The 12,532-nt window shown below is 68.4% G+C and carries 10 protein-coding genes and 1 rRNA gene; all 11 read left to right on the forward strand.

The annotated features are described in order from the left end of the window. The first annotated feature begins 94 nt into the window (after positions 1-94). Positions 95-211: ribosomal RNA gene (rrf, locus tag GOALK_RS20900) — 5S ribosomal RNA — on the forward strand. A gap of 129 nt (positions 212-340) precedes the next feature. Then, positions 341-2,572, forward strand: coding sequence for an HAD-IIA family hydrolase (locus GOALK_RS20910; protein WP_157139176.1), 2,232 nt, complete (start codon positions 341-343; stop codon positions 2,570-2,572). Between the two features lie 11 nt (positions 2,573-2,583). Then, a complete protein-coding gene (locus GOALK_RS20915) occupies positions 2,584-2,916 on the forward strand; it encodes a hypothetical protein (RefSeq protein WP_040004403.1) in 333 nt (110 codons plus the stop codon). A gap of 25 nt (positions 2,917-2,941) precedes the next feature. Then, positions 2,942-3,802, forward strand: a complete 861-nt coding sequence (locus GOALK_RS20920) for a TlyA family RNA methyltransferase (RefSeq protein ID WP_006360839.1) — start codon at positions 2,942-2,944, stop codon at positions 3,800-3,802. Between the two features lie 82 nt (positions 3,803-3,884). Then, positions 3,885-4,904 carry an NAD kinase gene (locus GOALK_RS20925; protein WP_006360840.1) on the forward strand — a complete coding sequence of 340 codons (1,020 nt, stop codon included), beginning with the start codon at positions 3,885-3,887 and terminating at the stop codon, positions 4,902-4,904. A 2-nt stretch (positions 4,905-4,906) separates the two neighbouring features. Further along, complete coding sequence (gene recN / locus GOALK_RS20930) at positions 4,907-6,661, forward strand: DNA repair protein RecN (RefSeq protein ID WP_006360841.1); 1,755 nt, start codon at positions 4,907-4,909, stop codon at positions 6,659-6,661. Positions 6,662-6,762: 101 nt separating this feature from the next. Beyond that, the gene (gene steA, locus GOALK_RS20935) at positions 6,763-7,950 is read left to right on the forward strand and encodes a putative cytokinetic ring protein SteA (protein ID WP_035752234.1); all 1,188 of its coding nucleotides are present in this window, start codon (positions 6,763-6,765) and stop codon (positions 7,948-7,950) included. A gap of 3 nt (positions 7,951-7,953) precedes the next feature. Beyond that, on the forward strand, positions 7,954-8,889 hold the full coding sequence (locus tag GOALK_RS20940; RefSeq protein ID WP_006360843.1) for a copper transporter: 936 nt from the start codon (positions 7,954-7,956) through the stop codon (positions 8,887-8,889). Between the two features lie 163 nt (positions 8,890-9,052). Beyond that, the gene (gene pyrG, locus GOALK_RS20945; protein ID WP_075862581.1) at positions 9,053-10,837 is read left to right on the forward strand and encodes a CTP synthase; all 1,785 of its coding nucleotides are present in this window, start codon (positions 9,053-9,055) and stop codon (positions 10,835-10,837) included. Positions 10,838-10,842: 5 nt separating this feature from the next. Beyond that, positions 10,843-11,466, forward strand: coding sequence for an NUDIX domain-containing protein (locus tag GOALK_RS20950; RefSeq protein WP_006360845.1), 624 nt, complete (start codon positions 10,843-10,845; stop codon positions 11,464-11,466). 37 nt (positions 11,467-11,503) lie between these two features. Further along, a complete protein-coding gene (gene xerD, locus GOALK_RS20955; RefSeq protein WP_006360846.1) occupies positions 11,504-12,421 on the forward strand; it encodes a site-specific tyrosine recombinase XerD in 918 nt (305 codons plus the stop codon). The last annotated feature ends 111 nt before the right edge of the window (positions 12,422-12,532 follow it).

Below are 12,532 nucleotides of genomic sequence, written 5' to 3' on the forward strand. Positions count from 1 at the left end.
AATTCAAACTTCTGGTGTGTTCGCATCCACTATGACACTTCTGAAACAACACACACATAAATAAACAACTGTGTGTGTGGTTGTTTCATAAAGTTACGGCGGCCATAGCGGAGGGGAAACGCCCGGCCCCATTCCGAACCCGGAAGCTAAGCCCTCCAGCGCCAATGGTACTGCACCTTAATCAGTGTGGGAGAGTAGGACACCGCCGAACACAATTTCAGAAGGGCCCCGTATTCGATGATTTCTTTCGTCGAATACGGGGCTTTTCTCGTTCGCGCACGTCGTCTCGACGTGGCCGGCGATGCTTCCCATCAAGGTTCGAGGGCATAGATTGGCAGCTATGAGTGATCGTGATCGTCCGCGTCGTGACGGACGCGGTGAACGTGATACGCGAGATCAGCGCGAGTCGCGGGGCCAGGGTGGCCCCCGAGGTCAGCGGGGATCCCGTGGCCAGGGCGACTCCAGCCGTGGTGATTCGGGCCGGGGGCGCCGCCCGGACCGTCCGGGGCGTGAGCGCGGCGACGGTGGCCGACGGCAGCAGGGTCCGCCGCTACCCGATGACCTCAATGCGTCGGATCTCGATCCGGAAGTTCGTCGCGACCTGCTGACCCTCGACAAGGCGAATGCCGAGATCGTCGCGAAACACCTGGTGATGGCCTCGCGTCTACTTCTCGAAGAGCCGGCTCTCGCCCTCGAGCATGCCCGTGCCGCACGAGGCCGTGCGTCCCGTGTCGGCGTGGTCCGGGAGACCACCGGTATCGCCGCGTACAACGCCGGCGAGTGGCAGGAGTCCGCCACCGAACTGCGTGCTGCCCGTCGTATCACCGGCAACAACGCGCTGCTGCCCCTCATCGCCGACTGCGAGCGTGGGCTGGGACGTCCGGAACGTGCCGTCGAGATCGCCCGCGGGGACGAGGGCCGTGCGCTGACCGGTGAGGAAGCCACCGAGATGCGCATAGTCGAAGCCGGTGCGCGTATCGACCTCGGCGAGCCGGAGAAGGCCGTGGTGACGCTGCAGGCCGAGAACCTCAAGCCGGGACAGGTGGGAACCGGTCCCGCACGCCTGTTCTACGCCTACGCATCGGCGCTGTACGCGTCCGGTCGTCGGGACGAGGCCATCACCTGGTTCATGAATGCGGCCGCCGCCGACATCGACGACGTCACCGACGCCGAGTTCCGCCTGACCGAGCTCGCGAACGACGACACACCCGTCGGGAACGGCGAGCCGGACGTCGACGGAGTCGATGTTCTCGCCGACAGCGCGGTGTCCGAGGTTCCGGCGGCCTCCGAGCAGGCCAAGCCGGAGGTGGTAACTGCCGAGCCTGTGACTGCCGAGCCTGCTCCGGCCGAGACGAGCGCGATTCCCGAGTCCGTTGCTGCTCCTGAGCCGGTGGCTGCACCTGAACCGGTCTCCGCACCTGAGCCGATCGCTGCTCCTGAGCCGGTTACTGCACCCGAACGGGTCGCCTCTTCGGAGCCGGCCGACACCGACACGATCGACAGCCTGGAAGGCACTGCCGATCTGTCGGCGACGTCGAGTTACATAGAAGAGGGCAGTACCGGGTCGCAGGCACTCGTCGATCGATACGATGCGCTGCTACTGGACCTCGACGGAACCGTCTTCGCGGGCCACCAGGCACTGCCGAACGCAGTCGACACCCTCGACCGGCTCGACATCCCCCGCTTCTTCGTGACGAACAATGCGAGTCGTCGTCCCGCAGAGGTCGCCGCCCACCTTCGTGAACTCGGCTTCGATGCGACCGACGACCTCGTCGTCACCAGTGCCCAGTCGGGGGCGCGGTTGCTGTCCGAGCATCTCCCTCCGGGGTCGCGGGCGCTGGTCATCGGCACCGACGGGCTGGCGCAAGAGGTGCGCGAGGTCGGCATCGGCGTCACGCGCAGTGCCGACGACCGTCCCGCAGCCGTCATCCAGGGACACTCCACCGACACCGGTTGGGCCCAGCTGTCCGAGGCCGCGCTGGCGATCCGGGCCGGCGCCCTGTGGGTGGCCACCAATGTCGACGCCACACTGCCGTCCGAGCGCGGTCTGCTCGTCGGCAACGGTTCGATGGTCGCCGCACTGCGTAACGCCACCGGCAAGGAGCCGCTCGTCGCAGGCAAGCCGGCTGCCCCGCTGATGGCGGACGCGATCGCCCGTGCTGCGGCGAATTCACCGCTCGTCGTGGGCGACCGTCTCGACACCGACATCGAGGGCGCACACGCCGTCGGCATCGAGAGTGCACTGGTTCTCACGGGCGTCAGCACGGTCACCGACCTGCTGGCCGCACCGCCGGAGCAGCGTCCCACCTACGTCATCGAAGATCTGGCCGGCGTGTTCGACGAGATCGACGCGGTTCGCGTGGCCGATCAGCCGGGCTGGACCGTGAGCGTGGAGGCATCCACCGTGACTGTCTCCGGCTCGGGCGACGTGATCGGACTCGTTCCCGCTCTGGCAGCTGCCACCTGGGCCGCGGTCGATGCGGGCACCGCTGATCCGGAGGAACTGCGGATCCGTGCCGAGGGCCCGGCGCGCGACAAGCTGGCGTCGCTGGGTGTCACCCTCGTCGGCTAGCGTGGGTGACGATGACTTATCCGAGTGACGAGAGCAGTCCTTCGGGCCTGAGCAGCGTTCCGACACCGAACAGCATGGCGCCCCGACCCGGTCCGGGCGCCATGCCGCGTCGTCAGTACGACCCGATGGCAGCACTCGACGACAATCCCTCGTCGGGCGCAGACGCCGCACTCGACCTGCCCGACGTCGAGGCCACCGTCTCCGAGCTCCTCGTGCAGGTCGACGATCTCCGGGAGTCGGTCGGTGACACCTTCTCGCTCGCTGCCCTCGAGCGTCAGGCCAACCTCCTCGAGCAGGCTCACGACGCCCTCACCGCGGCGCTCGACGCGGTGGACCGCCGATGATCCGACTCCGGACGCGGCACTGACGATGGCCACCAGAGCACGACTCGACGCGGAACTCGTCCGGCGTGGCCTGGCCCGATCCCGGGAGCAGGCGCGCGAACTCGTCGATGCCGGCGTCGTGAAGGTCAACGGAACGGTGGCGGCGAAGGCCGCGACCGGTGTCACCAGGGATACCCCGATCGTCGTGGTGGAAGCACCGAAGGACGACTGGGCGTCGCGCGGCGCCCACAAACTCCTCGGTGCTCTCGAGGCGTTCGAGCCCCAAGGGCTGTCCCTGGCAGGTCGCCGATGCCTCGATGCAGGTGCCTCGACCGGCGGCTTCACCGATGTCCTGCTGCGTCGCGACGTCCGGGAGGTCGTCGCCGTGGACGTCGGTTACGGACAACTGATCTGGCGTCTGCAGAACGACGACCGCGTTCACGTACACGACCGCACCAACGTCCGGCACCTCGAACCGGAAGCGATCGGCGGTCCGGTGGACGTCGTGGTGGCCGACCTGTCCTTCATCTCGTTGGGACTCGTCCTGCCGGCGTTCGCGCGCTGCGCGGTGCCGGGTGCCGATCTGCTGCCCATGGTCAAGCCGCAGTTCGAGGTGGGCAAGGACCGCGTCGGTTCCGGCGGCGTCGTGCGCGACCCCGCTCTGCGTGCCGAGGCCGTGCTGGCGGTGGCGACAGAGGCGGCCGCACTCGGGCTCGTGACCCGTGGCGTCGTGGCCAGTCCGCTGCCGGGCCCGTCGGGCAACGTCGAGTTCTTCCTCTGGCTGCGCAACGAGCCCGGTGGCCGGACGGGCGAGGAGTCGGGGGAGAGCGATAGGGTCGACCCGTCGGCATCGTCCGACGAACTCCGCTCCATGATCGAGCGTGCGGTCGCGGAGGGGCCGAGCTGAGTCCGAATCGGCCGGCGCCTGCTCATCTCGTTCCTGCTCGACCACACACGTCCGACCACACTTCTCTGGGAGGGAACCACCAGTGACCGACGATTCGGTAGCCGAGTCCGCCGGTGCCCGCGAGTTCTTGGTGGTCGCCCACACCGGACGCGAGAACGTCCTCGAGACGATCGAGGCCATCGCCCGCCACTGCGGTGCCGCCGGTGTCGCGCTGCGCGTCGTCGACCACGACACCCTCGACCGGGACGCCCCCGATCATGACGTGATCTACCGCAACCGCGACGATCAGCAGTCGCGACCCGGAAACGTACCCGTCGATCCCGAGTACCTCCGGTCCCTGGGCGCCGTGGTCGAGGTGACCACCGCCGAGTCCGCCTCGGCCGAGGGATGTGAGCTCGTCATCGTCCTCGGCGGCGACGGGACGTTTCTCCGCGCCGCCGAGTTGGCATGTCCGGCGGGGGTGCCCGTGCTGGGCATCAACCTCGGGCACATCGGCTTCCTCGCCGAATCGGAGGCGCACAAGGTCGACGAGGTGATGAATCAGCTCATCGCCCGCGACTACCGCATCGAACCGCGGATGACGCTCGAGATCGACATCGTCGACCCGGCCGACCCCGACCCGCCGACGGCGAGCAGCTGGGCGCTCAACGAGGTCGCGATCCTCAACACCAGCAAGAACGGTGTGCTCGAACTCGTCACCGAGGTCGATGGTCGCCCGGTATCGGCATTCGGCGCGGACGGCGTGCTGGTCGCGACCCCGACCGGGTCGACGGCCTACGCATTCTCCGCGGGCGGCCCGGTGATGTGGCCGGACCTCGAGGCCATCCTCGTGGTGCCCAACAACGCCCACGCGCTGTTCGCTCGGCCCATGGTGACGAGCCCGCGGTCGCGCATCGCCGTGGAAGTGGACAAGAACGGACGCTCGGCGGTCGCGCTGTGCGACGGCCGTCGAGCACTCGACGTGCCGGCCGGCGCCCGAGTCGAGGTCGTACGCAGCGATCGTTCGGTCAACTGGATCCGGATCGACTCCGATCCGTTCGCCGACCGGCTCGTGACCAAGTTCGCCCTCCCGGTCACGGGATGGCGAGGGAGGCAGGCATAGGGGTGCTCGAAGAACTGTCGATCACCGGACTCGGTGTCATCGAGGAGGCGCAGGCGCGTTTCCACCCGGGCTTCACGGTGCTGACCGGTGAGACCGGCGCGGGGAAGACGATGATCGTCACCAGCCTGCACCTGCTGTCGGGTGCGCGCGCCGACGCGACCCGCGTCCGAACAGGTAGCGCCAAGGCGATCGTCGAAGGTCGCTTCCGGCTGGCGAACGCCGAGGGTGTGCAGAAGGACCCGGTGGTCGCCGACATCCTCGACTCCACCGGAGCCGAACTCGACGACGACGACACCGTGATCGCGGTGCGCTCGGTCCGCGCCGACGGACGCTCCCGCGCTCACCTGGGTGGCCGCTCGGTCCCCGTCGGGGTCATGGGTCAGCTGACCACCGCCGTCCTGGCCATTCATGGTCAGAACGATCAGCTGCGCCTGCTGCGCCCGGAGCATCAGCGTGCAGCTCTCGACACGTTCGGCGGGACGAAGGCGACAGCCGCGCTGGACGCCTACCGCAAGGCGCGGACCGCGTGGGTCGACATCCTCGACGAACTCGATGCCCGTCGCGCCAACTACCGCGAGCTCGCCCAGGAAGCCGACCGGCTCCGCTTCGGCATCGACGAGATCGCCGCGGTCGACCCGGTCCCGGGCGAGGACGAGGAACTCACCGCCACGATCCGGCGCCTGTCCGACCTCGAATCCATCCGCGGGGCCGCCGATCAGGCCCACGACATCGTCGCCGGCGACTCGGGATCGTCGGTCATCGAGGGGTTGGGCGCCGTGCGCACCCTCCTTGAGGGCGCCGCCGACGACACCCTGCGAGGACTGGTCCCACGCGTCTCCGAGGCGCTCACCGTGATCACCGACGTCGGTGCCGAACTGACCGCGTTCACCTCGAGCCTCCCGGCCGACGCCGACGAGCTCGACAAACTCCTGGCACGTCAGGCAGAACTCAAGTCGCTCGTGCGCAAGTACGCACCCGACGTCGACGGCGTCATCGACTGGCGGCACAAGGCGCAGGCCCGGCTCGCCGAGATCGAGGACCCACGGGCATCCATCGAGGAACTCGAATCAGCGGCCGCCACGGCGCTCGAGAAGGTCGAGGCCGCCGCGACCAGACTTCACACGCTGCGTGTCAAAGCGGCGTCGTCGATGGCGGACAAGGTGTCCAAGGAGCTGAAGGGCCTCGCAATGGGCGACTCTGCTCTGGCGGTCTCCGTCAGCCCTGACCCCGCCTCACCCGAGGACCGACTCGCAATCACCATCGACGGCACCCGCGCCCACGCCGGTGCCGACGGCGCCGACAAGGTGGAGTTCGCGCTCGTCGCGCACCCCGGGGCCACGCCGCTCCCGATCGCGAAGTCGGCGTCGGGCGGTGAACTGTCGCGGGTGATGCTCGCGCTCGAGGTGGTCCTCGCGGCGCCGACGTCAGGGTCGGTCATGGTGTTCGACGAGGTCGACGCCGGTGTCGGCGGTCGTGCGGCCGTGGAGATCGGCAAGCGTCTCTCTCGGCTGGCCCGAGCTCATCAGGTCATCGTCGTCACCCACCTGCCGCAGGTCGCGGCCTTCGCCGACAACCACCTCGTCATCGGCAAGTCCAAGAAGGGTTCGCTGGTCACGAGCAGTGTGCGGACTCTCGACCGAGACGAGCGCGTCGCCGAACTGGCACGGATGCTCGCCGGCCTGGGGGAGTCCGACACCGGACGCGCCCACGCCGAGGAACTGCTGGCCACCGCGGAGGCCGAACGGGCCGCGCACTGACCTCGGACGGGCTGGTGCCCGTGTTGCTTGTGTGACAAAAGTTTCTCGTGTTACGGCGCGCCTCCCGGGCTCCGTCGTGTCCTCGGTCAATCATTGCGGGCATGAAGATGCCTGCACTGCTCGCGCGTAACACCGAAGAACTGCCTGGCGTGACCGGTATCGCCAGGATCGACAAGAACACCAAGCGGCTGCTCAGTCGGGTCGGCCCGGGTGACATCGCCATCCTCGACGAGGTCGACCTCGACCGCGTCACCGCCGACGCCCTCGTCGAGGCCAACGTGGTCGCGGTGGTCAACGTCTCCCGCTCGATCACCGGCCGCTACCCGAACCTCGGCCCGGAGGTGCTCGTCGCCTCCGGCATCGTGCTCCTCGACGATGTGGGTCCGGAGATCTTCAAGCGTGTCAAGGACGGCGCCAAGGTGCGCGTCCACGACGACCGCCTGTTCGTCGGTGAGCGTCGACTGGCCCTGGGCACCGAGCTCGACGAGCGCGACATCGCCGACATCATGATCGGCGCCAAGGCGGGCCTCGTCGATCATCTGGAAGCGTTCTCGGGCAACACGATCGAGTTCATCCGCAGCGAGTCCCCGTTGCTGATCGACGGTGTCGGCGTGCCGGACATCGACGTCGACCTCGCCGGCCGGCACGTGATCATCGTCGGCGAAGGCGCCGACCGAGCCGCAGATCTGCGCGCACTCAAGCCGTTCATCAAGGAGTACCAGCCGGTGATGGTCGGCGTCGGTACCGGTGCCGACACCCTGACCAAGGCCGGCTACAAGCCCGCGATCATCGTCGGCGATCCGGAGAACATCAAGACCCCGACGCTGAAATCCGGTGCCCAGCTGGTCCTTCCGGCCGACACCGATGGCCACGCCGCAGGCCTCGAGCGCATCCAGGATCTCGGTATCGGTGCGACCACCTTCCCCGCGGCCGGTTCCGCGGAAGACCTCGCCCTGCTGCTGACCGACTACCACGGTGCCGACCTGATCGTCACCGTCGGCTACCCCGGCACGCTCGACGACTTCTTCGACCGTTCGCGTCGCGAGAGCAACCCGTCGATGTTCCTGACCCGCCTCAAGGTCGGACAGAAGCTCGTCGACGCGAAAGCCGTTGCGACGCTGTACCGCAGCCGCGTCTCAGGTGCCGCGATCGCATGTGTCGTCCTGGCCGCACTGGTCGCCGTGATCGCGGCGCTGCTGCTGTCCAACACCGGCGCCGACGTCACCGATTGGATTGTCACGCAGTGGAATGCGCTGCTCGACTGGGCACGAGAGGTCTGGAACCGATAGGCGATGATTTCGCTACGACAGCATGCGATCTCACTGGTCGCGGTATTCCTGGCATTGGCGCTCGGACTGTTCCTCGGCTCGGGGTTCGTCGGCGATCGCGTGAACTCGATGACCGGCACCAGCCGGGACCGCATCGGTGATCTCGAGAACCAGCGCGACGACCTGAACGCGAAACTGAACGCGGCCAACAGTTTCGACCTGGCGATCGGGCCCCGGCTCATCGCCAACACTCTGCGCGGCCAGTCGGTTCTCGTGGTGACCGCGCCGAACGCGGCCGAGGCCGACGTGGACGCCGTGAAGGAGAACATCTCGGGCGCCGGCGCGCGCTTCGCCGGTCAGATCGCGCTGACCGAGTCCCTCCTGAGCGAACAGAACGCCGAGCAGCTGCGCACCATCGTTGACCAGACGATCCCGCCGGGAGCGATCCTGCGTGCCGAGCTGACCGACTCGGGCAGCCGGGCCGGCGACCTGCTCGGAACACTCGTGCTCTCCGGGAAGACGACCCGCCCAGCGTCGTCCGCGGACCGCCGGACCGGGTTGGCCGCCCTGCGTGACGGTGGGTTCATCGACTACGCCAACAACGCCGTCACACCGGCCGATTTGATGGTTGTCGTGACCGGCGACGAGTTCGGCCCCGACTCGGGCGCCCAGGGTGCTGTGGTCGCACGCCTGGCCGCGGCGGCATCCGTCCGTGGCGTGGGCGGAGTGCTCGTCGGTCGGACCGGTTCGGCGAACGGCGGCTCACCGATCGCCGTGGTCCGCGCCGACCCGTCGTTGACCAACGCCGTGTCCACCGTCGACAACGTCGATCAGCCGACCGGCCTGATCACCACCGTCCTGGCGCTCGCCGCCGAGGGCAAGGGTGCGACCGGGTCCTACGGAACCGGCGCCGGCGCCACCGCGGTCACCGTCGGGGCCGACGGCAAGCCGGCCGCCTGACACCATCGGGACCGCCGCAATCGAGCCGATCACGTCGTCGGAGTGAGTACCGCCACGCCGCGCGTCGGTGTGGCGGTACAGCGCGGCGGCACAGTGGTGTTACCCTGGAGTCCCGTAGGTAATCAGGGCATCCGCCCCGATTCGGCCGACGGGAGACACGCTTTTGCGACCTTTGCGACACGTTCACGACACCAAGCACATCTTCGTCACTGGTGGCGTCGCTTCTTCACTGGGTAAGGGCCTCACGGCCTCGAGCCTGGGTCAACTTCTCACTTCTCGGGGCCTACGGGTCACGATGCAGAAGCTCGATCCTTATCTGAACGTCGATCCCGGCACGATGAACCCGTTCCAGCACGGAGAGGTCTTCGTGACCGAGGACGGCGCCGAGACCGACCTCGACGTCGGACACTACGAGCGCTTCCTGGACCGCAATCTCTCGCAGTCGGCGAATGTGACCACGGGACAGGTGTATTCGACGGTCATCGCCAAGGAGCGACGCGGCGAGTACCTCGGTGAGACCGTGCAGGTCATCCCGCACATCACCGACGAGCTCAAGTCCCGTGTGCTGGCCATGGGCGAGCCCGACGCCGACGGCGAGGTTCCCGACGTCGTCATCACCGAGATCGGTGGCACGGTCGGCGACATCGAGTCGCTCCCGTTCATCGAGGCTGCGCGCCAGGTGCGCCACGAGGTCGGTCGCGACAACGTCTTCTTCCTCCACGTCTCGCTGGTCCCGTACCTCGCGCCGTCGGGTGAGCTGAAGACCAAGCCGACCCAGCATTCGGTCGCCGCGCTGCGCAACGTCGGTATCCAGCCCGACGCGCTGATCCTGCGCTGCGACCGCGACGTGCCCGAGGGACTCAAGAAGAAGATCGCGCTGATGTGCGACGTCGAGCTCGACGGCGTGATCTCGACCCCCGACGCGCCGTCGATCTACGACATCCCCAAGGTGCTGCACAATGAGCACCTCGACGCTTATGTGGTCCGCAAGCTCGGGCTGCCGTTCCGCGATGTCGACTGGACGGTCTGGGGCGAGCTGCTCCACCGCGTCCACGAGCCGCGCGAGACGGTGCGGGTCGCGCTGGTCGGCAAGTACGTCGACCTGCCCGACGCCTACCTGTCGGTCACCGAGGCCATCCGTGCCGGCGGCTTCGCCTGGAAGGCGCGCACCGAGATCAAATGGGTGCCGTCGGATGACTGCGACACCCCGGCGGGTGCGCAGGCCGCACTCGGCGACGTCGACGCGATCCTGATCCCCGGCGGCTTCGGCATCCGCGGCATCGAGGGCAAGGTCGGCGCGATCTCGTATGCACGCCGCCGGGGCATCCCGCTGCTCGGTCTGTGCCTGGGTCTCCAGTGCGTGGTCATCGAGGCGGCACGCTCGGTGGGTCTCGACGAGGCCAGCTCGACGGAGTTCGATCCCGACACCCCGCATCCGGTCATCTCGACCATGGCCGACCAGGCCGACGCGGTCGCCGGCGAGGCGGACCTGGGCGGCACGATGCGCCTCGGCGCCTACGACGCCGTCCTGAAGGCGGGTTCGGTCGTGGCCGAGTCCTACGGCTCCCGTGAGGTGTCCGAGCGTCACCGTCACCGCTTCGAGGTCAACAACGCCTACCGCGACAAGATCGCCGATTCGGGTCTGGTCTTCTCGGGCACCTCGCCCGACGGGCACCTCGTCGAGTTCGTCGAGTACCCGAAGTCGGTTCATCCGTTCTTCGTCGCCACCCAGGCGCACCCGGAGCTCAAGAGCCGGCCGACCCGTCCCCATCCGCTGTTCCGCTCGTTCATCGAGGCGGCACTGAAATACAAGGCAGCCGAACGGCTTCCGGTGGATCTCGGTGACGACTACGAGTCGAACGACGCGCCCGCCGACACCGTCGCGGCGGTCAACGACGTCACCGTCGAGCCGGTCGCCGGGATCGACCAGACCGGCACCGAGGGCTGACGGGCTTGGGTGGCCACGAGTTCGACGTCACCGGCACCCGCACCGTCTACGACGGGGCGATCATCACGCTGCGCGTCGACGACGTGGCCATGCCCGGGGGACGTATCGCGGAGCGGGAGGTCGTCGAGCACTTCGGTGCGGTGGCGGTCCTCGCCCGTGACGAGAACGGCCGGATCGCGATGGTGCGTCAGTACCGGCATCCGATCGGCCGTCGACTTCTCGAGTTGCCTGCCGGCCTTCTCGACCAGGACGGTGAGGCACCGCTGACGGCGGCGCAGCGCGAACTGGCCGAGGAGGCCGACCTGGCCGCCGGCACCTGGCACGTGCTCGTCGACCTGGCGTTGTCGCCGGGGTTCACCGACGAGGCGCTCCGTCTCTACCTCGCCGAGGACCTGCATCACCTCGACGAGGCGGAGCGCGTCGACGAGGAAGCCGACCTGGAGGTCGAATGGGTGCCGCTCGACGACGCCGTCGCGATGGTGCTGGCCGGGGAGATCGTGAACGCCACGAGCGTCGCGGGCATCCTGGCCGCCACGGCGGCGGAACGGTCGGGGACCGGTCTACGGGGCGTCGACGCGCCGTGGACCGACGAACCCACCGCGCTTCGCGATCGTCGGCGCCGCTCGTGAGTACCCCAGCCGTGAGTACCCGAGCGGTGGGTCGCCTGTGACGATCGCCGCCGACATCTCGCGTTTCCTCGATCACCTCACCGTCGAACGGGGTGCGGCGGCCAACACGGTGTCCTCGTATCGCCGGGACCTCGAGCGGTACAAGCGGTATCTCGAATCGCGCGACATCGCGTCGCTGGACGCGGTGGCCGAGGAGGACGTGCGCGAGTTCCTCGTCGATCTTCGTCGAGGTGATCCCGATGCCGGGTTCACGCCACTCGCGGACAGCTCGATTGCGCGAACCCTGGTGGCGACGAGGCGTTTTCACAAGTTCGCAGTCGAGGAGGGGATCGTCACGACCGACGTCGCGCATGCGGTCCGTCCGCCGCGTCCGGCGCGGCGTCTGCCGAAGTCGCTACCGGTCGACGAGGTGCTGGCGATCCTGGAGGCCGCCGGCGCCGACGACCATCCCCGCGCCCTGCGCGACCGTGCCCTGCTGGAGTTCCTCTACAGCTGCGGAGCCCGCATCTCCGAGGCGACCTCACTCGACATCGACGACCTCGACCTCGACACTCGGGCGGTGCGTCTGCGGGGCAAGGGCGGCAAGGAACGTCTCGTCCCGCTCGGCGGACCGGCGATCGACGCCATCGACGCCTACCTGGTCCGCGGTCGTCCCGCGCTGGTGTCGCGGGCGACGCCGGCCCTGTTCCTCAACGCCCGGGGTGGGCGCCTCTCCCGGCAGTCGGCCTGGCAGGTACTGGTCACCGCCGCCGAACGTGCCGGGCTGGACAAGGCGGTTTCCCCGCATACGTTGCGGCACAGCTTCGCGACGCATCTGCTCGACGGCGGCGCCGACGTCCGCGTCGTCCAAGAGCTCCTCGGGCACGCATCCGTGACCACCACGCAGGTGTACACACTCGTGACGGTGAACACGATGCGTGAGGTCTATGCCGTCGCACATCCGCGTGCCCGCTGACCGCGCGCCGACCGCGGGTGAACGTCCGCGATGTCCTAGGCTGATACGAGTCGTCGACCAGGGACCGGCATCCGCCGCCCGGCCGACACGCATCGGACACCGAAGAGTGAA

It is taken from the genome of Gordonia alkanivorans NBRC 16433 (assembly GCF_000225505.1).
GTDB lineage: Bacteria > Actinomycetota > Actinomycetes > Mycobacteriales > Mycobacteriaceae > Gordonia > Gordonia alkanivorans.